At 65.4% G+C, this 24,733-nt stretch carries 23 protein-coding genes and 1 pseudogene; 19 read left to right on the top strand and 5 right to left on the bottom strand.

The window, feature by feature from the left end; translation table 11 throughout:
• Positions 1 to 13: 13 nt before the first annotated feature.
• The 4 genes and pseudogenes from A2G96_RS22570 to tcmP all read left to right on the top strand — a co-directional run.
• Positions 14 to 1,282: a D-amino acid dehydrogenase gene (locus tag A2G96_RS22570; RefSeq protein ID WP_062802460.1), complete on the top strand. Its 1,269-nt coding sequence runs from the start codon at positions 14 to 16 to the stop codon at positions 1,280 to 1,282.
• Positions 1,283 to 1,640: 358 nt separating this feature from the next.
• The gene (locus A2G96_RS22565) at positions 1,641 to 1,826 is read left to right on the top strand and encodes a DUF1484 family protein (protein ID WP_062802459.1); all 186 of its coding nucleotides are present in this window, start codon (positions 1,641 to 1,643) and stop codon (positions 1,824 to 1,826) included.
• A gap of 301 nt (positions 1,827 to 2,127) precedes the next feature.
• Positions 2,128 to 3,396 carry a three-Cys-motif partner protein TcmP gene (locus tag A2G96_RS22560; RefSeq protein ID WP_062802458.1) on the top strand — a complete coding sequence of 423 codons (1,269 nt, stop codon included), beginning with the start codon at positions 2,128 to 2,130 and terminating at the stop codon, positions 3,394 to 3,396.
• A 96-nt stretch (positions 3,397 to 3,492) separates the two neighbouring features.
• A pseudogene (gene tcmP, locus A2G96_RS34430) lies at positions 3,493 to 4,272 on the top strand (three-Cys-motif partner protein TcmP); the annotation flags it as partial.
• 157 nt (positions 4,273 to 4,429) lie between these two features.
• Here tcmP and A2G96_RS22555 read toward each other — a convergent pair.
• Positions 4,430 to 5,533, bottom strand: a complete 1,104-nt coding sequence (locus tag A2G96_RS22555) for an IS5 family transposase (protein ID WP_062799342.1) — start codon at positions 5,531 to 5,533, stop codon at positions 4,430 to 4,432.
• 92 nt (positions 5,534 to 5,625) lie between these two features.
• On the opposite strand from A2G96_RS22555, the gene A2G96_RS33455 reads away from it, so the two are divergent.
• Positions 5,626 to 6,024 (top strand): hypothetical protein, encoded by a 399-nt coding sequence (locus A2G96_RS33455; RefSeq protein WP_150124234.1) that lies wholly within the window; start codon positions 5,626 to 5,628, stop codon positions 6,022 to 6,024.
• A 56-nt stretch (positions 6,025 to 6,080) separates the two neighbouring features.
• Here A2G96_RS33455 and A2G96_RS32730 read toward each other — a convergent pair whose 3' ends face one another.
• Complete coding sequence (locus tag A2G96_RS32730; protein WP_018005042.1) at positions 6,081 to 6,941, bottom strand: DUF5131 family protein; 861 nt, start codon at positions 6,939 to 6,941, stop codon at positions 6,081 to 6,083.
• Positions 6,942 to 7,308: 367 nt separating this feature from the next.
• Positions 7,309 to 8,544 (bottom strand): CaiB/BaiF CoA transferase family protein, encoded by a 1,236-nt coding sequence (locus A2G96_RS22550; protein ID WP_062802457.1) that lies wholly within the window; start codon positions 8,542 to 8,544, stop codon positions 7,309 to 7,311.
• A 124-nt stretch (positions 8,545 to 8,668) separates the two neighbouring features.
• Here A2G96_RS22550 and A2G96_RS22545 point away from each other — a divergent pair, with 124 nt between their 5' ends.
• The 5 genes from A2G96_RS22545 (at position 8,669) to A2G96_RS22525 (ending at position 15,000) form a co-directional block, all read left to right on the top strand.
• Positions 8,669 to 9,514 carry an IclR family transcriptional regulator gene (locus A2G96_RS22545; RefSeq protein ID WP_417926437.1) on the top strand — a complete coding sequence of 282 codons (846 nt, stop codon included), beginning with the start codon at positions 8,669 to 8,671 and terminating at the stop codon, positions 9,512 to 9,514.
• A 141-nt stretch (positions 9,515 to 9,655) separates the two neighbouring features.
• Positions 9,656 to 10,666, top strand: a complete 1,011-nt coding sequence (locus tag A2G96_RS22540) for a tripartite tricarboxylate transporter substrate binding protein (RefSeq protein WP_062802455.1) — start codon at positions 9,656 to 9,658, stop codon at positions 10,664 to 10,666.
• Between the two features lie 40 nt (positions 10,667 to 10,706).
• Positions 10,707 to 11,885 (top strand): acyl-CoA dehydrogenase family protein, encoded by a 1,179-nt coding sequence (locus tag A2G96_RS22535; RefSeq protein WP_062802454.1) that lies wholly within the window; start codon positions 10,707 to 10,709, stop codon positions 11,883 to 11,885.
• 475 nt (positions 11,886 to 12,360) lie between these two features.
• Complete coding sequence (gene cqsA, locus A2G96_RS22530) at positions 12,361 to 13,611, top strand: alpha-hydroxyketone-type quorum-sensing autoinducer synthase (RefSeq protein WP_062802453.1); 1,251 nt, start codon at positions 12,361 to 12,363, stop codon at positions 13,609 to 13,611.
• 51 nt (positions 13,612 to 13,662) lie between these two features.
• Complete coding sequence (locus A2G96_RS22525; protein ID WP_062802452.1) at positions 13,663 to 15,000, top strand: sensor histidine kinase; 1,338 nt, start codon at positions 13,663 to 13,665, stop codon at positions 14,998 to 15,000.
• Between the two features lie 13 nt (positions 15,001 to 15,013).
• On the opposite strand, the gene A2G96_RS22520 is transcribed toward A2G96_RS22525, so the two are convergent.
• Positions 15,014 to 16,228 (bottom strand): CaiB/BaiF CoA transferase family protein, encoded by a 1,215-nt coding sequence (locus A2G96_RS22520; protein WP_062802451.1) that lies wholly within the window; start codon positions 16,226 to 16,228, stop codon positions 15,014 to 15,016.
• Positions 16,229 to 16,630: 402 nt separating this feature from the next.
• On the opposite strand from A2G96_RS22520, the gene A2G96_RS22515 reads away from it, so the two are divergent.
• From A2G96_RS22515 to A2G96_RS22495, 5 genes are all read left to right on the top strand, one after another.
• Complete coding sequence (locus A2G96_RS22515) at positions 16,631 to 17,656, top strand: acetamidase/formamidase family protein (protein ID WP_062802450.1); 1,026 nt, start codon at positions 16,631 to 16,633, stop codon at positions 17,654 to 17,656.
• A gap of 26 nt (positions 17,657 to 17,682) precedes the next feature.
• Positions 17,683 to 17,892 (top strand): XapX domain-containing protein, encoded by a 210-nt coding sequence (locus A2G96_RS22510; protein WP_062802449.1) that lies wholly within the window; start codon positions 17,683 to 17,685, stop codon positions 17,890 to 17,892.
• A 31-nt stretch (positions 17,893 to 17,923) separates the two neighbouring features.
• Positions 17,924 to 18,115 carry a DUF1427 family protein gene (locus tag A2G96_RS22505; RefSeq protein ID WP_012355164.1) on the top strand — a complete coding sequence of 64 codons (192 nt, stop codon included), beginning with the start codon at positions 17,924 to 17,926 and terminating at the stop codon, positions 18,113 to 18,115.
• A 97-nt stretch (positions 18,116 to 18,212) separates the two neighbouring features.
• Positions 18,213 to 20,576, top strand: coding sequence for an acetamidase/formamidase family protein (locus A2G96_RS22500; protein WP_062802448.1), 2,364 nt, complete (start codon positions 18,213 to 18,215; stop codon positions 20,574 to 20,576).
• Between the two features lie 82 nt (positions 20,577 to 20,658).
• Entirely contained in the window at positions 20,659 to 21,156 is a 498-nt protein-coding gene (locus A2G96_RS22495) for a hypothetical protein (RefSeq protein ID WP_062802447.1), read from the top strand.
• Between the two features lie 9 nt (positions 21,157 to 21,165).
• On the opposite strand, the gene A2G96_RS22490 is transcribed toward A2G96_RS22495, so the two are convergent.
• A complete protein-coding gene (locus A2G96_RS22490) occupies positions 21,166 to 21,597 on the bottom strand; it encodes a hypothetical protein (protein ID WP_062802446.1) in 432 nt (143 codons plus the stop codon).
• Between the two features lie 134 nt (positions 21,598 to 21,731).
• Here A2G96_RS22490 and A2G96_RS22485 point away from each other — a divergent pair, with 134 nt between their 5' ends.
• Genes A2G96_RS22485 through arsH form a run of 4 tightly spaced genes read left to right on the top strand, consistent with a single transcriptional unit; the run spans position 21,732 to position 24,490 of the window.
• The gene (locus A2G96_RS22485; RefSeq protein ID WP_062802445.1) at positions 21,732 to 22,061 is read left to right on the top strand and encodes an ArsR/SmtB family transcription factor; all 330 of its coding nucleotides are present in this window, start codon (positions 21,732 to 21,734) and stop codon (positions 22,059 to 22,061) included.
• Positions 22,062 to 22,096: 35 nt separating this feature from the next.
• Positions 22,097 to 22,591 (top strand): arsenate reductase ArsC, encoded by a 495-nt coding sequence (locus A2G96_RS22480; protein ID WP_062802444.1) that lies wholly within the window; start codon positions 22,097 to 22,099, stop codon positions 22,589 to 22,591.
• 3 nt (positions 22,592 to 22,594) lie between these two features.
• Positions 22,595 to 23,671, top strand: a complete 1,077-nt coding sequence (arsB, locus tag A2G96_RS22475; RefSeq protein ID WP_062802443.1) for an ACR3 family arsenite efflux transporter — start codon at positions 22,595 to 22,597, stop codon at positions 23,669 to 23,671.
• Positions 23,672 to 23,722: 51 nt separating this feature from the next.
• Positions 23,723 to 24,490: an arsenical resistance protein ArsH gene (gene arsH, locus A2G96_RS22470; protein ID WP_062802442.1), complete on the top strand. Its 768-nt coding sequence runs from the start codon at positions 23,723 to 23,725 to the stop codon at positions 24,488 to 24,490.
• The last annotated feature ends 243 nt before the right edge of the window (positions 24,491 to 24,733 follow it).

The following is a 24,733-nucleotide window of genomic DNA, read 5'->3' as shown; positions in this document are numbered from 1 at the left end:
GAACCTGCAGATCATGAAGACAATCGCTGTTATCGGCGGTGGCATCACTGGTGTCACCACGGCCTACGCGCTGGCCCGGCGCGGATTCTCCGTCACCCTGTACGAACGGCACCGCTATGCCGCCATGGAGACCTCGTTCGCAAACGGCGGGCAACTGTCCGCCTCCAACGCCGAGGTCTGGACCCACTGGTCCACCATCGTCAAGGGGATGAAGTGGATGCTGCGCAACGATGCGCCGCTGCTGGTCAATCCCCGGCCCAGCTGGCACAAGCTGTCGTGGTTCGCCGAGTTCATCGCGTCGATTCCCCACTACCGCCGCAACACCATCGAGACCGCGCGCCTGGCCATCGCTGCACGCGAGCACCTGTTTGCGTGGGCGGCGCAGGAAGGCATCGACTTCGACCTGAAGCGCGCCGGCATCCTCCATATCTACCGCGACCGCGCCGGCTTCGAGCATGCCGGCCGCGTCTCGGCGCTGCTGGCGCAAGGCGGGCTCGAGCGGCGCGCGGTGACCCCGCAGGAGATGCGCACGATCGAGCCGACACTGGCGGGCTCCTACTACGGCGGCTACTTCACCGAGAGCGATTCGACCGGCGACATCCACAAGTTCACCAGCGGACTGGCCGCCGCCGCCGCGCGCCTGGGCGTGCGCTGCATGTACGGCCAGGACGTGCGCGCGGTCAAGACCGACGGCCGGCGCGCCACCATCACCGTACAGGATGGCAACGACAGCACCACTGCCACCTTCGACGGCGCCGTGATCTGCGCCGGCACCGCCAGCCGCGCACTGGCCGCCGCGCTGGGCGACCGCGTCAACATCTATCCGGTCAAGGGCTATTCGATCACCGTCAACCTGACCGATGACGCCAGCCGCGCCGCCGCCCCGACGGTCAGCCTGCTCGACGACGAAACCAAGCTGGTCACCAGCCGCCTCGGCGACGACCGCTTCCGCGTTGCCGGCACCGCCGAGTTCAACGGCACCAACCGCGATATCCGCGCCGACCGCATCCGCCCGCTGGTGGACTGGGTGCAGCAGTGCTTCCCCGGCGTCAGCACGCGCAGCGTGGTGCCATGGGCCGGCCTGCGGCCGATGCTGCCCGACATGCTGCCGCGCGTAGGACGCGGGCGAGCGGCCTGCATCTTCTACAACACCGGGCACGGGCATTTGGGGTGGACCTTGTCGGCAGTGACGGCGGACATGGTGGCGGGGGTTGTGGACCAGGCAATGGGGAGTGCGCCGGCGATGGTGCCTGGCGCGGCCCTGGCGCCTGCCCAAGCCTGATTCCCGCACGCGCATTTTCAAGAGTCTGCGATTTCTAGATCCGTTGCCCGGATCCAAACTTCGCGCGCCCCTGGAAATGCGATATCTCTCATCGATTCCCCGGTAGCTACGCGAAATACTGGTGGTGTCATCGGACCACCGATGATCGGGTGTGGAAAGCCCGGATGTCTGACCGAGGGCAGGCGTTGCTCTTGCAGCAAGCAACGCCTGTGTGATCGCATGGTTCCCATGGCGGGCCAAGCGAGGCAGCCGCAAGGCTGGCCGGTTCCCCTCGTCAGACCGGTCTTTCCACCCTCGTTGACTGGCCCGCCGCCCTCACGTGGAAAGGAGTGGCGCGCACTCACTTGTGAGGGAATCAATGATGACGATCGATGAAATAACCAACGAGTGCCTGCAGCAGGTTCGCGCGGGAATTGAAGGAGTTCTCGTACTGCTGGATCATGAAAGCGAAAGCTCGGAGGGCTGCTTCAGTGCGCTGTGCCTGCTTGGCATGGTGAAGATGCAGCTGGATGGGCTGATAGTTGAGCGAGAGCGGTTGCAATAGTGGTTGGGGGGTGTGATGGCCTGTGCTGTCACACCTTGTATTGCGGGAATCAGTACGGATACACCAACTGCAACTCAATCCTCAGCTCGCCTGCCTGGAAAATCTGACGGACGGGCGTTGCCGGAGGATGCTGAAGAAATGGTCAGGTTCCTTAGAACTGTCATCTTGCATGGACACAGTTTTTGCGTTGCACCCTCGCTGCCTCTTGCTCGACGTAGCGCTTGATATACACGCAAAACTGCGGCACATTAATCGCCACGAGATAAGAATATGCGTTCGGGAAGCCATCCACTAACTGAGCATGATTTCGAATCACTACGATTGGGAACCCGGAAGCCCAGCTCCCGTAATCCGACGGCACAGCGAGGTCAAGCACGCGATCCTACGCTCCTATCTCGTCGACTATTTTCTCACTCTCGTCGCATCACCGGCGCAAGACCGAATCAGGCTGACGATCGTCGACGGATTTTGCGGAGGCGGTTGCTATCAAAATAGCAGTGGAAAGAAGGTGCCGGGGTCACCCATCGTCATTCTGGAGGCGATGCGTGAGGCGCAGGTAAGGATTATGGACCTGCAACAGCGCCGCAAGAACATCGATATTGATGTGGAATTGATCTGCATCGATGAGTCGGCGGCAGCTATTGAGTATCTACGGTACGAGCTTGAGGCAATGGGTTACGGCAACGAGCTCAAAGCAGGTAGGATTCGAACGATTACCGGCACATTTAAGGATCTCGCACCAACGGTCATCGCGCGAGCAAAAGACAGATCGCGCAGAAGCGGCCGGGCAATTTTCGTGCTCGACCAGTACGGCTACAAGGCCGTTCCGCGCAGCGTGCTGGCGTCGATATTCGACACCCTTCATCATGCCGAAGTTATCCTGACTTTTAACGTCGATTCGCTGATCAATTATCTTTCACCAGGCACGCTCGCGGCGTTTGAACGGACTACGGGGTTTACGGGCGCTGTGTCGGCGGCGGACCTTGATCGTAGCATCCGGAGTCCAGGATGGCGCGTTCATATCCAATCCAGCCTGTACGCGAATATCACTACTACTTCAGGGGCAAGTTTTTTCACCCCCTTCTTCATCCGCCCTGAACGCGGTCATGGGGATTTTTGGCTTCTGCACTTGTCGCGACACTGGAAGGCTCGTGACGTCATGGCGACTGCGCACTGGCGCCATCACAATCATTTTGGGCACTATGGCTTGCCGGGATTCGGCATGCTACACACTGGTTACGCTGCCAAGCTCAATCCCGAGAACAGCCTCCAGGCGGCATTCGAGTTCGATGATCTCGCCAAGTTGGCGAGCAACAATGCGATGCTGTCACAAATTCCCTCAATGCTTGCGAAGTACCCCGATGGGATTCCGTTCGGCGCTTTTTTCCTTGAAAACATCAATACGACGCCGGCCACCCGAAAAATGGTTCAGGACTCGATACTTGAATTGGTAAGGGGAAAGGAGGTTCATGTATTCGGGGAAACCGGACAGAAGCTCAACGTCCGCACCGATCTACGCGATGCGCACATTTTGCGTCTTCCTTCGCAAAAGTCTTTCCAGTTTATCTGAGGTCGGCATCAGCCCCGCGTCGTGTGCCAACGATACGCTGCGTTAGCAAATCCGTAAGAGTGTAATCGGGCCACAAACATCTGCTTTCTGAGAACGATGGAAAACTTCAACGTCCCGCAGGCGTACCATACTCGAGAACAGGCCTTGGTCAAGCATTCGCTGCTCCAATCCTATCTCGAGAAGTTGCTGTTGATCATGGGAGCTGCATCACAGAGCCGTTCGGGCGTGGAACTGTGTTATGTGGACTGCTTCGCGGGGCCCTGGCAAGATGACTCTGAAGCCATGGAGTCCACCTCGATTGCGATCTCGCTGCGTACACTGGAAGCCTGCCGGCAGAAACTTGAGAAGAACGGGCATCGTGTAAAAATGCGGGCCCTGTATATCGAACAAGATGCAAATGCTTACGCAAGGCTCGAACGATATCTGAACGAAAATGCTCCACGCACCATCACGTCTTCCTGCTTAAAGGGAGACTTTGTACAGTTGAGAGACGATATCCTTCGATGGGTCGGTAATGGCCCGTTCTGTTTTTTCTTCGTCGACCCAAAGGGCTGGACGGAGGTTGGGGTTTCCACGTTGGAACCCCTTCTGCGCCGCCCCAAGTCAGAGTTCCTGATCAACCTCATGTACGACTTCGTGAACCGGACGATGTCAATCGGTGACCGGAAGGCCGACATGACGGATCTGCTAGGTGAGCCACTTGACCTGGAAGGGCTGAGTCCGCAGGAGCGGGAGAGCCAAATCATTCAAACTTACCGTCGCAACCTCAAGGTGCGTCTTCCGTCTTCGAATCCCCGGTTTCCGCCGCGTGCCGCTCATGTACAGGTGCTGGACCCGCAGAAAAACAGGACCAAATATCACTTGGTCTACCTCACTTCGCACCCTAGCAGGTTGCTGAAGTACTCCCCGTACAAGAGGCGAGGCTTCCCCCTGCAAGGCAGTAGGCTTGCGATTTTTCACAATCTGGAAGCGGGACGTCCCTACATCGATTTTTTCGGCGGTTTGGCGCCCGATTCCGGCCTCATTACCGCGATTACTGCAACTGCGGACGGATTTGTCCCAGTGAGCGCATGCGCACGAGGTTGTAGGCGGCCATGCTCAGCACGAACATCTGGTCGACTCGCTTCAGTCCACGCACCATCACCTGGCGCATGCGCCCGACAGTCTTGACCCATCCGAAGCCTTGTTCGATCAGCTTGCGCTTTTGCTGCGAAACGGCATACCCGGCGCTGCAAGCAATGGCATCAGGAACGGCCGAGCGGCGCCCCGAGGTGTTCTGTGCCACGTGGGGCGTCACCTTCAGTTCCAGGCAGGCTTGAATGAACTCTTGCGCGTCGTAGCCCTTGTCTGCACCCACCGTGATTTCGGTGTTCGGGTCGTCCGTCACCTGTCGGGCATCGTTGAGCATCACCTTCGCGGCCTCGCGCTCAGCATGTCCGTCCGCATTGGTCACCATGGCGCTCACCACCAGGCCGTGACGGTTGTCGCTCAGGGTATGACCCATATAGCGAAGTTCACTCGCAGTTTTGCCCTTGCGGTACAGCTTGGCATCGGGATCGGTCTTGGACTCGTGCGTCTCGTTGCTGCGCGTGCGACCTTTGAAGTTGGCGCCGTCGTTGTCGTCCTTGTCGTCGCCGCCGTCCTTGCGCACGAAGCTCTTGTGGCCTGCCCACGCCTGAATCAGCGTGCCGTCCACGCTGAAGTGCTCGCCCGACAGCCAGTTCTTCTTCTGCGCGATGGCCAGCACCTCGTTGAAAAACTGGATCACCGCATCATGCTTGATCAGCCGCTCGCGGTTCTTGGTGAAGACCGTGGGCACCCAAACGGTGTCGTCCATCGACAGCCCGATGAACCAGCGAAACAGCAGGTTGTACTGCGTCTGCTCCATGAGTTGGCGTTCGGAGCGAACGCTGTAGAGCACCTGCAGCAGCATGGCCCGCAGCAACTTCTCCGGCGCGATGCTGGGCTGGCCACCCTTGATATCGTCCTCGTACATCTGTGCGAACAACCGGTCCATCTTTACCAGCGCCTGGTTGGCCATGGCGCGGATCGAGCGCAGCGGGTGGGACTTCGGCACGAAATCATCCAGCCTCCGCATAGTGAACAAACTTTCCGTGAAGGTATCTGCGCCGCGCATGAAAGTGGAGTTGGATGGGTTCCTCAAATCAACGCTTCAGCCAGTTGTCGCGCTGACGTCCACCGGAGGTATTTCAGCGGCCTGCTAGAGGTGTGATTGAATTCAAGTCGATTTCGGAGCCAGTTGAAAAGCTGCAGCAGATGGTGCGCGCCAAGAATAAGGCTTCAAGGAAGCAGCAAATCACGGGAACGGGCGATCTGTTTGGGGCGGAAAGCTTTTTTAATTCTGATGCGGGGCATGCCGGTGCAGCCGAGGTTGACCGCTTTTGGCACACATATCTTAAGAAGGGTCCCCAGACGATCGACACTCATGCATTTGCGACAATTCTTGAGGAAACGGACTGGTTCGAAAGTGACTTGGACGAATCGCTGGTTCGTCTGATCAAAGCAGGAAAAGTCACGAACCTTTCCGCAGACGCGAAACGGCGCAAGAGGCATCCACTTCACTACACCGGACAAGGAGAGACACTGAAGTGGATCGGACCAGATTGAATGTCACGCGGCGGGCCAACGATGCTCGGCTCGCCGCCGACGCACAGCATGTTGGCTTACTTGAATGATGTCTTGGGAAACTGATCCCAGTGCCGTCCGAGAAGCACCCGCCCCGTTTTCCCCTTGCCCACCGCAGCCACAGGCACTTCGGAGTGATCCTGTCGGAAGACTCTTATTGGCGTACTCTTTCGCAATACCTCAGAGACGTATTCCAACGGTGCCCAGTGACCCCACTGTTTAAAGTGAAAAGGTACTTTTGCTGCGAAACACTGCCGCTGAATATCTGCAGGCCACTGAGGGTCCATCGGTCTTGAGTGAGCGCCGGATTCCCCTCCAGCGATGACCCAGTCGACGCGGTTGCCGAGTTGGTTTGGACGCAGAAATTCTGACAGGTCGATCGCAGAAAGCAATGGCTCGCAGGAGAGGAAGCGCACCGACGGCGATGAGAACTGGAGCAGGTACTTGATCCTTTTGTTCGCAGAAGCCTGATTCTCTACGGTCGCCCCAAGCCAGACATTCCGAGGAAATTCGTAGCCTTTGGGAAGCTGCTTGCGTACCAGATGGATACGCTTGGTCAGTAGCAGCCAATCCAGATTCGGGGTTTCTGCAATCAATTTTAGCAGTCGAAGGCGTGGCTCCTTGAGATCGTCCCTGTTCTCAAAAACGTCTGCCATAGAAGCGCAAAACACTCGCCGGCGTACCCCATCTTTGGCAGCGTCGCGATTCCAACGCAGCGGATCCTTCCAGTGAGACTCACTGAAAAACCGCCTGGGAGTCTCCGGACCCCACAGTCCTTCTCCCAATCGCTTTGCCCAAGTCTCCGCATAGCAGTTATCGCAGGCCGGCGACACCTTGACGCAACCCCACCAAGGGTTGAACGTGTGATGTGTCCATTCGATGCGCGAATCTTTGCCCATGGCTGATGACATGCTCAAGTTAGCGCGACATTCTACCGGCACTATACAAAGCGACAAGTTGGGTACGCCACGTGGAATCGTATCGTCCGACATCGTAGTGATTCCTGGCTGCCCTGCGAATGCTGTGTCGGATGTCAACCTCGCGCGGATGACAAGTGGATGTTGAAAAACGGGTACTGTATATATATACAGTACCACAAACTCCATCGAAGCGCGAGAGGAGCCGCTTGCTCCGCCATTCGACGGGCTGACGGCCTAGGCATGACCTCTGGCGTTATCCCTCTGCGAGCGTGTACGCCTGCAGTCGCTGCCGGCCACCTCATCATCCAACGCGCCGTGGCATGAGCGTTAGCGACTCGCCTCCCCCTCAAACCACCCCCTCCCCCCGCAACCGCTCCAACTCTTCCCCCCCAATCCCCACCTCCCCATAAACCTCCGCATTGTGCTCCCCCACATCCGGCCCGGTCCGCGGTAACACCGGCGCATAGCCCGAAAACCGCGGCACCACACAAGGCGCCGGCACCGTCCCCAGATCGGCATCGGGCAGCCGCACGATAGCCTGGCGCGCCACCATCTGCGGGTCCTCAACGATATCGGCGATGCTGAACACCTTGCTGAACGGCACCTGGCATTGTTCCAGCCGCGCCGCCGCGGCGGCATAGGGCTGCGCGGCAAACCACTCGGCGATGCAGCCGTCGAGGGCGTCGACATGCCGCACGCGGCCGGCGTTGGTGGCGTACTCCGGGGACTGGGCCAATTGCGGCGCGTCCATGGCCTCGGCCAGGCGGCGGAAGGTGGCGTCGGACGAGGCCACCACGGTGACCCAGATGTCGTCGGCGGTGCGGTACATGTTGGAGGGCGCGGCGTAGGTGGTGCGGTTGCCGGCGCGCTGGCGCACGTGGCCGAGCTGTTCGTACTCGATTGCTAGCGGGTCCAGCAGGCGGAACAGTGCCTCGGTGGCGGCCAGGTCGATTTCGCGGCCGGGCTGGGCTGGCCTGGCGCGCTGCTCCGCCACGGCGGTGGCGATGGCGAAGGCGCCGAACAGGCCGGCGATCATGTCGCCCACCGGGTAGTTCATATGCATCGGCCCGCTCTGCGCCGTGCCGGCCAGGTTGGTGAAGCCGCTACGGGCTTCGAAGATGCGGGCAAACCCCGGGCGCGTCGCATCGGGCCCGGTCTGGCCGAAGCCGGTCAGCCGCAGCACGATCAGCCTGGGGTTGGCCGCGTGCAGCGTGTCGAGATCGAGTCCCCAGCGCGCCAGCGTGCCGGTGCGGAAGTTCTCCACCAGCACGTCGAAGCGCGGCAGCAGGCGCAGGAAGATCTCGCGGCCGCGCGGCGTGCGCACGTCCAGCGAGATGCCGCGCTTGCCGCGGTTGGTGACCTTCCAGTACAGGGCGTGCTCTTCGGTGACGGGCTCGAGTCCGCGCAGCGGATCGCTGCCGTCGGGCAGTTCCAGCTTGACTACCTCGGCGCCCATGTCGGCGCACAGCGTGGCGGAGAACGGCGCCGCCACCACGGTGGCCATGTCAAGGATGCGCAACCCGGCGAGCGGGCCGTTGCCCGATGCTTCGGGCGATACAGGCTGGGCGTGAGTGTCTGGCATGCGGTTCTCCGGCGGCAGGTTGGTCCGCTGCAAGGTGGCAGGCGGCCGGCCCGGGCGCAAGTACGGTTTCGCTGTGCGGAACGGTCGTGCTACAACATTGACGCCCCCTTTTCCGGATCCCAGCATGGAACCCAAGCAACCACCGCACAGCATGGACCGCAACCCGGAAGCCCTGCCCCTGCCCGGCCTGGCCAGCGAAGACGCCCTTGCCACCGACCGCCAGTTCGCCATCAACCTGTCGCGCGGGCTGGAGGTGTTGCGCGCCTTTACGCCGTCCAGCCCGGTGCTGGGCAACCAGGACATCGTGGCGCGCACCGGGCTGCCCAAGGCGACGGTGTCGCGGCTGACGTACACGCTGGGGCTGCTCGGTTTCCTCAGCCGCGTGCCCGGCAACCAGAAGTACCGGCTCGGCGCCGGCGTGCTGGCGCTGGCCTACCCGATGCTGGCCGGGCTGGCGATTCGCCAGGTGGCCCGGCCGTATATGGAGGCCATCGCGCGCGAAACCGGTTGCACCGTGAACCTGGGCATGCGCGAGCGCCTGTCGGTGGTCTACGTGGACAGTTGCCGGCTGGACCCCGGCAACTTTTACCAGCCGGACATCGGCAGCACGCGTCCGCTGCTGGCCAGCGCGATCGGCCGCGCGGTGCTGCTGGCGTGCAGCGCGGACGAGCGCACCGCGCTGCTGAACCGGCTGCGGGTCGAAGACCCGCTGCGCTTCGGCCAGGAGCGCCAGATGTGGACGGAAGACCAGAAGCATTTCCGCGCGCACGGCTATTGCCTGAGCCGCGGCGAGTGGCGGCCCGAGATTCACGCGATCGCGGCGCCGTTGCGCCAGTCGCTGCACCAGGACCCGTTCGCGCTGAACTGCACCATCGCGGCATCGCGCAATCGCGACAACCTGCTCGAGCGCGAGGTGGCGCCCCGGTTGCGCGAAGCGGTGCGGCAAATCGAACTGAGCTGCGCGCGCTGACCCGCTACGGGACAGTGGCGCGCCAGCGCAGCCTGCCGGCAATGTCGCCGGCAGGGCCATGACCAGCGGCCCGACAGAGGCCTGCATCAGACCGACCTCGCGCCCGGCAATGTCCCGGGCGCAGGCAACCAAGGAGACAAGATGGATGCCTTTTACCCATGGCGCCGGCTCGCTGCCGGCATGCTGGCCTGCGCCGCGCTGGCGCCTGCGGCTGCGCTGGCCGCCGCCGACGACGCGGCGCGCTTCCCCGACCGCCCGGTGCGGATCATCGTGCCGTTCTCGGCCGGCGGCGTGGTCGATTCGGTCACCCGCATCACCGCCGAGAACATGGCCAAGGTGCTGCAGCAACCGGTAATCGTCGAGAACAAGACCGGCGCCGGCGGTGCCATCGGCGCGGACTTCGTCGCCAGGGCGCCCGCCGACGGCTATACGCTGCTGGCGGTCAGCCCCAGCTACGTGGTCGGGCCGCTGCTCAACCCGTCGATCCATGGACAGGACAAGGGCAAGGGCGGCAAGGACTTCCGCGCCGTGGCCGGCATCGGCGCGGTGCCCAACGTGATCGTGGTGCCGGCCTCGTCGCCGCTGCGCACGCTGCCGCAGCTGCTCGACGCCGCGCGCAAGGAACCGGGCACGCTGACCTATGCCAGCGCGGGCATCGGCACCTCGAACCACCTGTCGGCGGAATTGCTGGCGCAGATGACGCGCGTCAAGCTGACCCACGTGCCCTACAAGGGCCAGCCCGAGGCCCTGAGCGACCTGCTCGGCGCGCGCGTGTCGATGATGGCGCTGACCTCTGCGATCGCGCGGCAGCAGGTGCAAAGCGGCAAGCTGCGCGCGCTGGCCGTGACCTCGGCCAAACGCTCGCCGGTGCTGCCGGACGTGCCGACCGTGGCCGAGGCGGCGCAGCTGCCGGGCTATGCAGTGGGCGGCTGGTTCGGACTGGTCGCGCCGCAGGGCACACCGGACGCGGTGGTGCGCAAGCTCGCCGACGCCGCCGCGCGCGCCACCGCCGACCCGGCCACGGCGCGCCGCCTGGCCGAACTCGGCATGGACCTGGCCCCGCAACCCCCGGCCGAGTTCGACCGCTTCCTCGATGCCGAAACGAAGAAATGGACCGGCGTGCTGAAGACCGCCGGCATCACGGCACAGTAGCCGCGCCCCCAACACCCTCAACTCATCACCGGAACCCTTCATGATCCGCGACTCCGCCCGCCAGCAAGCGCTGCTTGCCGAACTCCGCCGCTTCGTGCTGGACACCTGCATCCCGCTCGAGGCGCAGATCGACCAGACCGATGTCATCCCCGAGCCCGTGGTCGAGCAGATGCGCCGCCTTGGTCTGTTCGGCCACAGCATTCCGGAAGCCTATGGCGGCGCCGGGCTGACCACCGAAGAGCTGGCGCAGGTGAACATCGAGGTGTCGCAGGCGGCCACGGTGTTCCGGGCCCGCTTCGGCGGCAACACCGGCATCGCCTCGGAATCGCTGGTGGCCGACGGCACCGAGGCGCAGCGCCAGCGCTACCTGCCGCTGCTCGCTTCCGGCAAGGTCACCGGCTGCTTCGCGCTGACCGAACCGGAGGCCGGCTCCGATGCCACCGCGCTGCAGACCACGGCCAGGCAGGACGGCGACCACTACGTGCTGAACGGCAGCAAGTGCTTTATCACCAATGCGCCGATCGCCGACCTGTTCACCGTGTTCGCCCGCACCGACCCCGGCACGCCGGGCGCGCACGGCATCAGCGCCTTCCTGGTCGAGCGCGGCACGCCGGGCCTGAGCACCAGCGAGCCGGAACGCAAGATGGGCCAGCACGGCTCGCCCGTGGGCGACGTCTACCTGAAGGATTGCCGCGTGCCGGCCAGCGCCATCGTCGGCGGCAAACCCAATGTCGGCTTCAAGACCGCGATGAAGGCGCTGAACAAGCAGCGCATCAACCTGGCCGGCCTGTGCGTGGGCCCGGCGATCCGGCTGGTCGACGAGATGGTCCGCTACGCCGCGCAGCGGCGCCAGTTCGGCAAGCCGATTGCCGACTACCAGCTGGTGCAGCAGATGATTGCCGACAGCAACACCGAACTGCACGCGGCCCGCGCTCTGGTGCTGGAGACCGCGCGCAAGCGCGACGCCGGCGAGGACGTGACCATGGAGGCGTCGATGTGCAAGCTGTTCGCCTCCGAAATGGCCGGACGCGTCGCGGACCGTGCGGTGCAGGTGTTCGGCGGCAGCGGGTATATGGCGCGCACCGTCGCCGAGCGCTTCTATCGCGATGTGCGGCTGTTCCGGCTGTATGAGGGCACCACGCAGATCCACCAGCTCAATATTGCCCGGCGCACCCTGGAAGCGCGCGGCGCGGCGCTGGAGGGCGCCAGCGCGGGCTGATTGCCGGAACGACGCACTACGGCGGGGCGGCGACGCGTATGCACAGCCCGCCCCGCACCGCTTCGCGGCTGCAGTGCCGCACCGTCGCAAACCCTGACCTTCCCCTCGCAGCGCACCGGGCCATCGCCGCGCCCGGCTTCGCGCAAGCCAAGCACAAGTGCTCAATCGAGCATATTCTGTGCGAAAAATTCCTCTGAACCCTCGCAGTCTTGCACTGCGGCGTGACCACTTTATCCGGCCAACCTAGTCTCCAAACAGACGTTGCATTGGTGGAAGTCCCGTCACAATCGTTGGCTAAGACTGGCACAGTGGTCGCTACATGAAACCGGGTCCCTATGGCACGCCGGCACAAGGCGCGCCATGGGGAGACGTTGCGCGCGGCACCCCACGCATGGGCGGCTGGCTTTGGCGCAGGCGCCATGCAAGCCTAGCCAATTCCCCTCCGATTCACATCCCACCTGTTGAAGGACTACCGATGCTCGCCCAAGCCCAGCCTGTGCAATCCCGCCACCATGCCTGCCGCAACAAGGCCCCGACCCTGCCGCCCTGGATCACCACGCGCATGGCGCAGCATTTCGAAGAACGCATGGGCAAGCTCTGGGGCGGGGACCACCTGCTGCACGGGCTTACACCCGGCCCTGACGCGCTCCACCTGAGCAGCAACGACTACCTGTGTCTGCTGGGCGAGGACTCGCTGGTGCAGGCGCAGATGCGCGCCTTTGTCGACGACGCGCCGGAGCTGCTGATGTCGTCCGTATTCATGCATGGCGATACGCCGCAGCGGCGCGTCGAGCGCAAGATCGCGGACCTGATGCAGGCCGAGGACGGGCTGATCGCCCAGTCCGGCTGGGCCGCCAACGTGGGCCTGGTGCAGTGCATCGCCGGCCCCGGCATTCCGGTCTATATCGACATGAACGGACATGCCTCGCTGTGGGAAGGCATCATCGCCGCGGGCGCGCAGGCGGTGCCGGTGCGCCACAACGATTGCGAGCACGTGCGCCGCCAGCTGGAGCGCTTCGGCCCGGGCGTGATCATGGTGGATTCGGTCTACAGCACCACCGGCAGCGTGGCGCCGCTGCTGGACTATGTCGAACTGGCCGAAGCGTCCGGCTGCGTGCTTGTGGTGGACGAATCGCACTCGCTCGGCACGCACGGCCCGCGCGGCGGCGGCCTGGTCCCGGCGCTGGGGCTGTCGGAGCGCGTGCATTTCCGCACTGCGTCGCTGGCGAAGGCCTTTGCCGGGCGCGCGGGCTATGTGGCCTGCTCCACCGCCTTCAAGGATTTCTACGCGGTGGAATCGCGGCCGGCGATCTTCAGCTCCGGGCTGCTGCGCCATGAGGTCGCGTGGTTCGACGCGGTGACCGATTTCATTGCCGCGGCGGACGAGCGCCGCGCACGGCTGCATGCGATCACCCGCGAGACCCGGGGCGCGATCGCCGCACTGGGCTACAACATCAGCGACGGCTCGGAGCAGATCATCGGGCTGGAGGCTGGCACCGAGCCGCAGGTAAAGGTGCTGCGCGACGCGCTGCAGCGGCGCGGCATCTTCGGCGCGGTATTCTGTGCACCGGCGACGCCAAAGAACCGGGCATTGATGCGGCTTACGCTGCATGCGAAACTTGGCGCCACCGAAATCGACCGCCTGGTCGGCGTGCTCGCCAGCATCCGCGATGAAGTCCGGCTGGAAGAGTGGTCCTCGACGCGCCGGGCCCGGCGCAAGTCCTGAAAATCCCACAAGCGGGCCGATCGCAGGCATCCGCGAGGAGTAGTCCTGGAGATGGATGCAAAGGTAGCGCAAGCGGAGGACGGCCGCACCACGCTTGCCGGACTGGCGCGCAAGGCGTGGCAGGCCGTGTTCGAGACCGCCGCGCGGGCCACGCTGCTGGACGAGGAGAGCGTCATCCGCCTGCGCCGGATCCAGATGGTGGGCGCGCTGGGCGTGGTGGGCCACCCGCTGTACTACGTGATCTGGTCCTATGTGTTCCCGCAGCCCTATGAGAACCTGTGGCTGCGCCTGGTCTGCACCGCGCTGTTCGTGCCGCTGCTGTTCGCGTCCGCGTTTTCGGGACGGCGCTGGCTGCCGCCCTATGCGCTCTTTGCCATCACGGTAGGCCTGCCGTTCGCCTTTATCTTCTTCTACCTGGAGAACGGCGGCTCGATGGTGTGGGCCGAATCGGTCATCATCGCGGTGGTGATCCTGTATCACTTCAACACCGCGTTCGCCACCATCGCCCTGTTCGCGGGCGCCGCGGCGGCGATTGCGCTGTTCGTGCTGGCCGGCAATTCCATGGGCGGCATCCCGTGGGAGCCGATCCTGCTGCAGTTGCCGGTGATCGGCTTCGTGATCGCGGTGCTGGTGGTGATCAAGATGGACCGCCAGCTGCTGGCCGAGCAGAAGCGGCGCGGCATGGCCGCCGCGCTGGCGACCGTCGCGCATGAACTGCGCACGCCGCTGACCAGCCTGGCCATGACCGCGCGCGGCCTGAAGGCCCGCCTGCCCGCGGCGCTGGACCAGGACACGCCGCAGCGCGACGGCCTGATGCAGGCGGTGGCCCGGATGGAATCAGACCTGGCCCATATCAGCAACAGCATCGAGCTGCTGGTGGCCAACTCCAAGAACCCGGAAAACGCCACGCAGGCATGGTTCGAAGTAGGCGAGGTGATCCGCGACGCGGTCGGCCGCTTTCCGTTCGAGCCCGGCGACCTGGAGCGGGTCACGGTCGACCTGCCCGGCCGTGCCTACGTGATGGGCAACGCGCAGCTGTTCGGCCTGGTCACGACCAACCTGCTGAAGAACGCGCTGGAAGCGATCCGGCGCGCGGGCAAGGGCACCATCCATATCCGCTGCGAGGTCGAGCCCGATGCGGTCCACGTGGTGTTCCGCGACACCGCCACCGGTGTGCCGCCGCAGGTGCTGGCGCGGATGTTTCAGCCCTTCTTCTCCTACCCGGCGCATCGCGGCACCGGCATCGGCCTGGCGTTCTGCCAGAAGGTGCTGAGCAGCTGGGGCGCGGGCATCAGCTGCCGCTCCGAGGAACACGTGTTCACCGAGTTCGACATGCGCTTCCCGCGCAAGGGCAAGTGGCCCGAGCCGCAGCAGCCTGACGCGTCGTAGCCCGCGCCGGCCCTTACACCACCCCCGCAGCCTTCAGCGCGGCCACCTGCCCGGCATCCATGCCGAGCAAATCGCCCAGCACGCGCTCCGTGTCCTGCGACAGCAGCGGCGGCGCGGCGCGCACCGGCACGCGCTCGCCGTCGAGCCGGTACGGCGGCGCCAGCACCTCGACGCGGCCGGTTTCCGGATTGGGCAGTTCAGCCAGCAGGCCGGCTTCGGCCGAGCGCCGCGAGCGCAGCGCCTCGAGCAGCCCCAGCACCTCGCCGCACGGAATGCCGGCGGCGCTCAGGCGCGCCAGCAGCAGCTCACGCGGGCGGCGTGCCAGTTCGGCGCGCAGTTCGGGCAGCAGCGCCTGGCGGTTGGCCGAGCGGCCAGTGTTGGTGGCAAAGCGCTCGTCGGCGGCCAGGTCCGGGCGCTCGATCACCTCGGTGCAGAAGCGCTGGAACTGCGCGTTGTTGCCGACCGTAATCACCAGCGGGCCATCGGCCGCGTCGAACACGCCGTAAGGGACGATCGACGGATGGGCATTGCCGTACTTGGGCGGGTCTTCGCCCATCAGCAGCGCCTCCAGGCCGTAGTAGGCCGTGACCATCAGGCCGCAGTCATACAGCGCCATCTCCACGTGGCGGCCCTGGCCGGTGCGCTGGCGGTCGTACAGCGCGGCCAGCACCGCCTGCGCCGAATACATGCCGGTGAACATGTCCACCACCGCGGTGCCGAATTTCAGTGGCCCCTGCCCTTCCTCGCCATTCAGTGCCATCAGGCCGGCCTCGCCTTGCACCACCAAGTCGTAGCCCGGGCGGGTCGCCTCGGGGCCGTTGCTGCGGTAGCCGGTGATCGAGCAATAGACCAGGCCCGGGTTGATCGCCTTCAGCGCCTCATAGCCCAGCCCCATCTTGTCGATGCCGCCGAACTTGAAGTTCTGCACCAGCACGTCGCACTTGGCGGCCAGCTCGCGCACGATGCGCTGGCCTTCGGGCTGCTGCAGGTCGATGCCGATCGACTGCTTGTTGCGGTTGGCGCTGTTGAAGTAGGCGGTGTTGCGTGTCCCCACGCGCAGGCCCCAGTCGCGCGTATCGTCGCCGCGGCCCGGGTGCTCGACCTTGATCACCTCAGCGCCCAGGTCGCCCAGCGCCTGCGTGCACATCGGTCCGGCCAGCACGCGGGACAGGTCCAGCACGCGCACGCCGGCCAGCGGCAGGCGCGGGGAATTTTTGGTGTCAGCCATGCGGCGATCTCCTTGTGTGTTCTCTTGGGCCTGCGACGGTCGGCCCGGGCTTCGCCCGGATTTTGCACTGTCAAGGCGTGGTCGACAATTCCATGGATCGTTGACACGGTGTCAATCAAAAATTAACACTCCGCCGCCGCCCGGATGGCGGAGGCGCACAGCGGGTTTACCTTAGTGCGCGGCTACACAAGAGTTTGGGGGGAATCGCCCTACTGCCGGGGCACGCGCCATTCCTAGTATTGACTCACCGCGCGGCAACGAAGCCTCGCCAGCGGTACAGGCCACAAACGCCTGCCACGCATCGCCAGTATCCCGGACCACCTCGACCAGGCCAGCCGCTCATACGCTTATCGGCTGCGGATGCGGTCGCGGATACGGCGGCAAAAAACCAAGGAGACAACCATGCTGCACGACCTGCCCGCCCGCCCCGAGACCATCCACTGGGGCTACTTCGATGCCACCCAGGCGCCCGCGCTGACCGTGAAGAGCGGCGACCTGATCCGCGCCGAAGCCGTGACCCACCACGCCGGCGACGCCCCCGACCTGATGATGGACGACGCCATCCGCGAGATCTACCGCAAGGTCCCGCACGACGACCGCCACCCGGGCGTGCACATCATGACCGGGCCGATCTATGTCGAAGACGCCAAGCCGGGCGACGTGCTCGAGGTGCGCTACCTGCAGATGATTCCGCGCTTCCGCTTCGGCGCCAATGTCGCCGCGAACTGGGGCCAGCTGTACAAGGAGTTCGAGAAGGAGCGGGTCACCATCTATGAGCTGGACCAGGCCTCCAACACCGCGCATGCGCTCTACGCCTATGACTATCCCGGCAAGCTGACCATCCCCGGCAAGGTGGTCGACGAGCGCGAATGCTGCCGCCAGCCGGCGCTGGCCGGCGTGCGTGTCCCGGTGCGGCCGCACCTTGGCACCGCCGGCGTCGCGCCCGACGCGCGCGGCCGCGTCACCACGGTCGAGCCGGGGCTGCACGGCGGCAATATCGACAACTGGCGCATCGGCGCGGGCGCCACCATGTATTACCCGGTGCAGGTCGACGGTGCGCTGTTCTCGATCGGCGATCCGCATATCTCGCAGGGCGACGGCGAAGTCAGCGGCACCGCGATCGAGGCCTCGCTCAACGTGCTGTTCCAGATCGTGCTGCGCAAGGACTTCCATTTCCCCTCGCCGCTGCTGGAAACGCCGGACTGCTGGGTGGTGCACGGCTTCCATGAGGACCTCGATGAAGCCGGCAGGAACGCGGCACGCGACATGATCCACCTGCTGACCGAGCAACAGGGGCTGTCGCGCGACGATGCCTATTCGCTGATGAGCGTGTCGGCGGACTTCGGCGTGACCCAGGTGGTCGATGGCACCCAGGGCATCCACTGCACCATGCCGCGCGCCATCTTCCCGCCCAAGGCCAAGGGCTGAGCCCGCGGCTGCCACGGAGAACGCGCATGCAATACGTCTACATAGGCCGCAACGAACTGGTGGCGCTGGTGGTCGGGCTGGTCACCGGCACGCTGTATTCCTGGCTCAACCTGCCGATTCCCGCGCCGAATGTCACCGGCGGGATCTGCGCGATCCTGTTCACGTACATCGGCTACCTGATCGTGCACGCATGGCGCCGGACCATCGCCTTCGGGCGGCCGCCGGCCCGCCACTGAATCATCGCAACTCATGCGTTGGGGGAATGACATGGTGGAAATCGCATTGGGCAGCACCGAACTGCAGGCCGCGGCCGTTGGCCTGGTGACGGGTCTTCTTTACACTGCGGTACGGGCGCCGATACCGGCCCCGAACGTGCTGGGCGGCATCTTCGCCATCTTCGGCACCTTCGCCGGCTTTGTGCTGGTGGCCGCGATGCGGGGGCAGCTGCTGATCGGCTAAGGCATCGCCGGGCCTTCGCCAGCAACGTTGCGCAGCGCGGCGGACCGCCATGTCCGCCGCGCCTGCGCTGTGGCAGCCAGACGCCAGGGAGGCACCATTGCATCTGCAGCGTTTTTCCACCGAAGCGTATCCGCGCAACCGGCGCGGCGCCGCATGGCGCGACGAGCTCAGGGCCGCGCGCCTGCAGTGCGAAAGCCTGTGCGCCGACCACACCCTGCACGGCACGATCCAGTCGCGCACCACGCCCGCCGGCATCGAACTGACCTGCATCGCGTCGGTGCCGCAGACGCTGGCGATTACCGCCGGCGACGGCCGCGGCCTGATGCTGCTGATGCTGGCCGAGGGCGAAGCGCACCTCGCCAGCCCCGACCTGCGCGAGCCGCTGCATCCCGGCCAGGTGGTCTGCGTGCCCGAGCACGCGGCGCGCAAGGTGGCGCTGACCACCGGTTTCCGCCTGTTGATCGTGCATATCGGCCAGGCCTTGCTGCACGCGCGCATCACCGCGCCGTTGCCGCGCTCCGCGCTGGTGCTGGGCGGCGACGCGGCGGAACTGTTCGCGCGCCTGCTGCAGTCCATGGCGGCCAGCATCGATACCCTGGTGTGCGCCGACGACCGGGCGGTGCAGCCCTTCGACAGCACCATCGTCGCCTGCCTGGGCGCGGCGCTGGCGGACAACCAGCCGAGCGCGCCGGCAGACATGACGCCGTCGCGCGCGGCGGTGTTCGCGCGGGTCTGCAGCCGCATCGTCGCGCGCCTGGCCGAGCCCGAGCTGAGCCTCGCCGCCATCGCCGCGGACGAACACATGTCGGCCCGCTACCTGCAGAAGCTGTTCGAGAAATCCGGCAGCAGCTTTTCCGCCTACCTGCGCACCAGCCGGCTGGAGCGATGCCGCGCCGACCTGGCCAATGCGCAGTACGACAAGCTGTCGGTCTCCGACATCTGCTATCGCTGGGGCTTCAACGATCCTTCGCACTTCAGCCACGCGTTTCGCGAGCAGTTCGGGATCTCGCCGCGCGCGTACCGCGAGCAGGCCGCGGGCACGCCCGCGCAGCGCCCGCCGCTGAACGTGTCGCGCGGGCTGCCGGCGGATGCCAAACGCGGCCCCGCGCAACAGCGCGTCCCGGCCAACGACGGCGTGCGCGCACGCGTGCAGTCCGGGCCGTCGGTAGTGCCCATCACCCAGGCCCGCTCGCACGCGGCCCGTCCGGAAGGCCGGCACCACTGGCTGCAGGCCACCGACAAGACCGTGCACTGGGGTTACCTGAGCCACGAGCTGCCGCCCGTGCTCGAAGTGATGTCCGGCGACACCGTCACCATCGAAACGCTGACCCAGCATGCCTCCGACGACCGCGAGCGCATGATCGACGGCGATCCCGGCGCCGAAAGCGTGTTCCACTGGACCGCCGAGCAGAAGAACGTCGACCGCCGCGGCGCCGGCCCGATCGACGCCTCGGTCTACGGGCGCGGTGCCGGCGAGGGTTTCGGCGTGCATATCTGCACCGGTCCGGTCGCGGTGCGCGGCGCCATGCCCGGCGACGTGCTCGAGGTGCGCATCCTCGACGTGCGCCCGCGCCCGTGCGCCAACCCGCGCTTTGCCGGCCGCGCCTTCGGCAGCAACGCCGCGACGTGGTGGGGCTTCCACTACCGCGACATGCTGACCGAGCCGCGCGAGCGCGAAGTGGTGACGGTGTTCGAGATCGACTGCGAGCGCGCCGATGGTTGCGCCCGCGCGGTCTACAGCTTCCGCTGGACGCCGCAGCGCGATCCGTTCGGCGTGCTGCATCCCACCATCGACTATCCCGGCGTTCCGGTCGACCACGACACCATCGTCAAGAACCACGACGTGCTGCGCGATATCGAGATCCCGATCCGCCCCCACTTCGGCGTGATCGCCGTCGCCCCGGCGCAGGACGGGCTGATCGACTCGATCCCGCCGTCCAGCTTCGCCGGCAACCTCGACAACTGGCGCGTCACGCGCGGCGCCAGCGTCTACCTGAAGGTAGCGGTGCCGGGCGCGCTGCTGTCGATCGGCGACCCGCATGCGTCGCAGGGCGATTCCGAGCTGTGCGGCACCGCGATCGAATGCTCGCTGACCGGCGACTTCCAGCTGATCCTGCACAAGAGCACCATGATCGAACGTGGCGCGCCGTTCGCGGACCTGAGCTATCCGCTGGTGGAAACCGCCGACGAATGGATCCTGCATGGCTTCAGCTCGCCCAACCACCTGACCGAGCTGGGCCAGATGGCGCAGAGCCACATCTATCTGAAATCCACGCTGGACGACGCCATGCGCGATGCGTTCCGCAAGACGCGGCGCTTCCTGATGACGGTCAAGGGGCTGAGCGAGGACGAGGCGGTGACGCTGATCTCGGTGGCAGTGGATTTCGGCATCACGCAGGTGGTCAACGGCAACTGGGGCGTGCACGCCATCATCAGGAAGGCGTTGTTTACGCGGTCGTGAGGGTCTGCGATGAAGGGCGCGGGGCCCTGCTGCCGGGCCCTATAGTATTCTCGCGGGTTCCCCGACCCGTACCACGAGATTGATGCCACACACCGAAGACGCGCTGCCCGAGCACGAAGCCTCCGCCATCCACGAACCGCGCCTGTGGCGCGACAAGGGCTGGACCGCCCGCGTGATCAAGAACGAGGATGGCGAAGGCTGGGCGGTCGAGATGATCCGCGACGGCAGCGCCGAGCCGGCGCTGGTCGGCCCCTGGACCATGGGGCGCAACAAGGTCGACCCCAAGCCGCTGGACGCCACCGCGCACCAGACCCTGGTCAAGACCGCGTCGGAAGTGATCCGGCGCCATGAGCAGCAGCTGCACGCGCAGCTGAACAAGCAGGTCAGCATCGAAACCGAAGCCGGCAGCGTGACCGTGAAGCTGGCGATCACGCCCGATGAATTCGAGCCCTTCGGCACGCTGACCGCCGAGGATGCCTTCGGCGAGGTGCTGGCCAGCACCAAGGTCCGGCCCGACTTCCGGCTGACGCGCGACAGCGCCGAGCGCTGGGCCGCCAGCGGCTTCGACAAGATCCGCTAGCCCGAACGGTTACTTGCGCAGCCGCAACAGCTCGGCGTAGGAGACCAGCTTGCTTTTCTCCCTGGCCAGCGTCTTGGTCTTGGCAGCCGGGCGCTTCGGCTGGCCGCGCTCGAACTTGGCGGCGGCGCGCTCGTCTTCGCGCGCGTAGGTGCGCGCGGACCTGGCTTCGGCCTTCAGCCGTTCCGCTTCCAGCCGCGCGGCGCTGCGTTCCTCGCGCGCAATATCCTGCGCGGCCGACAGGATCTCGGCCCGCAGCAGGTTGCGCCTGTGCCTGGCGGCGGCACGGGCCGCCTCCAACTCTTCCTTGCGCTGCCGCAGCCAGTCCCTGCGGTTGACCGGCGCGGGCCGGGCTTCCGCCGGCACGCTCAGCCGCAAGGCGCGGCTCAGCGAAACCTGGTCGGTCCGCCGTGCGCGCCGCGGCGCTTCCTTCCCGTTACTCACGCTGCATGACTCTCCTGACACCGCACGGGTGCCGCCTGCGTCTCGTCCATCGATGTCGTTGAAACCATTCACCAACCTTACCACAGCGACAAAAGCCGCTTGCCCGGTTTCCATGTTTCGAATATATTCGAAACATGGAAACCGATGACGCCCTTACCGCGCTGGCAGCGCTCGCCCACTCGATCCGCCTGGCTGTGTTCAGGCTGCTGGTGCAGGCAGGACCGGCCGGCCTGCCCGCCGGCCGCATCGCCGAACGGATGGAGATCCCGGCGTCCTCGCTGTCGTTCCACCTGAAGGAACTGCACCGCGCCGGCTTGCTGACCAGCCGCCAGGATGGCCGCTCGATCATCTACACGGCGCATTTCGACACCATGAACGGCCTGCTGGCCTACCTGACGCAGAACTGCTGCGGTGGCAATCCTTGCTCGCCGGTGTCGCCCTGCTCGGTCGCCTCACCGTCCTGATGTCCTGATCTACTGATAATTCCTGCCCCGGCCTGATGACTACCAACGTATTGATCCTTTGTACCCACAACTCGGCGCGCAGCGTGCTGGGCGAGGGGATGCTGAACCACCTGGCGCGGCGCGCCGGCCGCGACGTCCGCGCCTATAGCGCGGGCAGCGCGCCTAGCGGCCGCGTCAACCCGTACGCGATCGAAGCACTCGGCAACGCCGGCGTCGAGGTGGGGGACCTGCGCAGCAAGAGCTGGGACGAATTCGCCGGCGACAACGCCCCGCCCATGCGCATCGTGATCACGGTGTGCGACAGCGCGGCGGAAGAAGCGTGCCCGTACTGGCCCGGCAGTCCGGTGAAAGTGCATTGGGGCTACCCCGACCCGTCCCGCACGGAAGGCAGCGACGACAACAAGCGCCAGGCCTTCGAGCTGACCCGGCAGGCCATCGCCTACCGCATGCTGCAACTGTTGCTGCTGCCGCTCGACGACATGAGCAACGCCGAGCTGGAACAGGCGCTGCAGCGCCTGGCGCGGAGCTGAACCATGGCCAGCCAGCACGCCGCCGCATCGACCCCGGCCGCCGCCGCCCCGGCCATCGGTTTTTTCGAGCGCTACCTGACTATCTGGGTGGCGCTATGCATCGTCGCCGGCATTGCGCTGGGGCAGATGCTGCCCGGCTTCTTCCAGGCCATCGGGCGGATGGAATACGCGCAGGTCAACCTGCCGGTCGGGCTGCTGATCTGGGTCATGATCATCCCGATGCTGGTCAAGATCGATTTCGGCGCGCTGGCGCAGGTGAAGTCACACTGGCGCGGCATCGGCGTAACGCTGTTCATCAACTGGGCGGTCAAGCCGTTCTCGATGGCGCTGCTCGGCTGGATCTTCGTGCGCCACCTGTTTGCGCCGCTGCTGCCGGCCGACCAGATCGACAGCTATGTGGCCGGCCTGATCCTGCTGGCCGCGGCGCCATGCACGGCGATGGTGTTCGTCTGGAGCCAGCTGTGCAAGGGCGACCCGTACTTCACGCTGTCGCAGGTGGCGCTGAACGACGCCATCATGGTGGTCGCGTTCGCGCCGGTGGTGGCGCTGCTGCTGGGGCTGTCCGCGATCACGGTGCCGTGGGATACGCTGCTCACTTCGGTGGCGCTGTACATCGTCGTGCCGGTGATCCTGTCGCAGGCGCTGCGCAAGCTGTTGCTGCGCCGCGGCGTGGCGCATTTCCAGCGCGTGGTGCGGCGCCTGGGGCCGTACTCGATCACCGCGCTGCTGCTGACGCTGGTGCTGCTGTTCGCGTTCCAGGGCCAGGCCATTCTCGAGCAGCCGCTGGTGATCGCGCTGCTGGCGGTGCCGATCCTGATCCAGGTCTTTTTCAACTCGGGGCTGGCATACCTGCTGAACCGCAAGCTCGGCGTTGCGCATTGCGTCGCCGGGCCGTCGAGCCTGATCGGCGCGAGCAACTTCTTCGAGCTGGCGGTGGCCACCGCCATCAGCCTGTTCGGCTTCCAGTCCGGCGCGGCGCTTGCCACCGTGGTAGGCGTGCTGATCGAGGTGCCGGTGATGCTGCTGGTGGTCGCTATCGTCAACCGGTCGCAGCATTGGTATGAGGCCGGCGCCCGCTGAGGCACCGGCATGTCGGTAGCGCCTTGCAAGGCGCAAGGACGGAGAATTCGAATGACCCTGGCAGACCTGCCCAATATCGTGCCGGCAGTGCTGGATACGCCCGACCTGCACAAGCTGACGCCCGCGCGCATCAGCACGCACCCGCCGCGCATCCTGCTGCTCTACGGCTCGCTGCGGCAAACGTCATACAGCCGGCTGCTGGTGCACGAGGCAGAACGGATCCTGCAGCACTTCGGCGCGGAAACGCGGGTGTTCGACCCGCACGATTTGCCGATGTGCGACAGCGTCCCGGCCGACCATCCCAAGGTGGTGGAGCTGCGCCGGCTTTCCGAGTGGTCGGAAGGCCAGGTGTGGTGCAGCCCCGAGCGCCACGGCACGCTGACGGCGGTGTTCAAGAACCAGATCGACTGGCTGCCGCTGGAATACGGCGGCATCCGTCCCACCCAGGGGCGCACGCTGGCGGTGATGCAGGTCTGCGGCGGCTCGCAATCCTTCAATGCCGTCAATGCGCTGCGCGTGCTGGGACGCTGGATGCGCATGGTGACGATCCCGAACCAGTCGTCAGTGGCCAAGGCATATCAGGAGTTCGATGCCAGCGGCCGCATGAAACCTTCCTCGTACTACGACCGCGTGGTCGACGTGATGGAAGAACTCTACAAGTTCACGCTGCTGGTGCGCGACCGCAGCGACTACCTGACCGATCGCTACAGCGAGCGCAAGGAAGCCGCGCCTGCCGCGGCCACGACACTTGCCGCGGCCGCGATGCGTCATGAGCGGGACGCGCAGGTTGGCGATACCGACAGCGGCGAAGTCGAATAACGTTTGCGCTGACCGGTACCGAATGCATCACACCCGCAGCGCGGCGCAAATATCCCCCTCTTGATGGGGGTAAATCCGCGGGCACGGCGCGGCAGGCCCGCGTGCCGTGGCGCAAGCGGACTCGCCTCACTCTGGCCTGCCGGACATGCGTGCGATGACGCACAGACCAGAATTCGCCAGCCATTAATCTCGATCCCATGAACACGCCATCACTTCGAATGGCGTGCGCCGGTCTCTCAGGAG

The sequence above is a fragment of the Cupriavidus nantongensis genome (assembly GCF_001598055.1).
GTDB classification, from domain to species: Bacteria; Pseudomonadota; Gammaproteobacteria; order Burkholderiales; family Burkholderiaceae; genus Cupriavidus; species Cupriavidus nantongensis.
Note: the sequence above shows the minus strand (reverse complement) of the source record. Positions and strands in the feature narration are given on the sequence as shown.

Bases quoted from the DNA above. Each gene is read 5' to 3' on its own strand.
- A2G96_RS32730 (WP_018005042.1), bottom strand. From the start codon at position 6,941: ATGGGCAAAGATTCGCGCATCGAATGGACACATCACACGTTCAACCCT.
- A2G96_RS22540 (WP_062802455.1), top strand. From the start codon at position 9,656: ATGGATGCCTTTTACCCATGGCGCCGGCTCGCTGCCGGCATGCTGGCC.
- A2G96_RS22480 (WP_062802444.1), top strand. From the start codon at position 22,097: ATGACTACCAACGTATTGATCCTTTGTACCCACAACTCGGCGCGCAGC.
- cqsA (WP_062802453.1), top strand. From the start codon at position 12,361: ATGCTCGCCCAAGCCCAGCCTGTGCAATCCCGCCACCATGCCTGCCGC.
- A2G96_RS22510 (WP_062802449.1), top strand. From the start codon at position 17,683: ATGCAATACGTCTACATAGGCCGCAACGAACTGGTGGCGCTGGTGGTC.
- A2G96_RS22515 (WP_062802450.1), top strand. From the start codon at position 16,631: ATGCTGCACGACCTGCCCGCCCGCCCCGAGACCATCCACTGGGGCTAC.
- A2G96_RS22545 (WP_417926437.1), top strand. From the start codon at position 8,669: ATGGAACCCAAGCAACCACCGCACAGCATGGACCGCAACCCGGAAGCC.
- A2G96_RS22565 (WP_062802459.1), top strand. From the start codon at position 1,641: ATGATGACGATCGATGAAATAACCAACGAGTGCCTGCAGCAGGTTCGC.
- A2G96_RS22570 (WP_062802460.1), top strand. From the start codon at position 14: ATGAAGACAATCGCTGTTATCGGCGGTGGCATCACTGGTGTCACCACG.
- A2G96_RS22555 (WP_062799342.1), bottom strand. From the start codon at position 5,533: ATGCGCGGCGCAGATACCTTCACGGAAAGTTTGTTCACTATGCGGAGG.
- A2G96_RS22505 (WP_012355164.1), top strand. From the start codon at position 17,924: ATGGTGGAAATCGCATTGGGCAGCACCGAACTGCAGGCCGCGGCCGTT.
- A2G96_RS22495 (WP_062802447.1), top strand. From the start codon at position 20,659: ATGCCACACACCGAAGACGCGCTGCCCGAGCACGAAGCCTCCGCCATC.
- A2G96_RS22525 (WP_062802452.1), top strand. From the start codon at position 13,663: ATGGATGCAAAGGTAGCGCAAGCGGAGGACGGCCGCACCACGCTTGCC.
- arsH (WP_062802442.1), top strand. From the start codon at position 23,723: ATGACCCTGGCAGACCTGCCCAATATCGTGCCGGCAGTGCTGGATACG.
- A2G96_RS22485 (WP_062802445.1), top strand. From the start codon at position 21,732: ATGGAAACCGATGACGCCCTTACCGCGCTGGCAGCGCTCGCCCACTCG.
- arsB (WP_062802443.1), top strand. From the start codon at position 22,595: ATGGCCAGCCAGCACGCCGCCGCATCGACCCCGGCCGCCGCCGCCCCG.
- A2G96_RS22520 (WP_062802451.1), bottom strand. From the start codon at position 16,228: ATGGCTGACACCAAAAATTCCCCGCGCCTGCCGCTGGCCGGCGTGCGC.
- A2G96_RS22535 (WP_062802454.1), top strand. From the start codon at position 10,707: ATGATCCGCGACTCCGCCCGCCAGCAAGCGCTGCTTGCCGAACTCCGC.
- A2G96_RS22560 (WP_062802458.1), top strand. From the start codon at position 2,128: ATGATTTCGAATCACTACGATTGGGAACCCGGAAGCCCAGCTCCCGTA.
- A2G96_RS22550 (WP_062802457.1), bottom strand. From the start codon at position 8,544: ATGCCAGACACTCACGCCCAGCCTGTATCGCCCGAAGCATCGGGCAAC.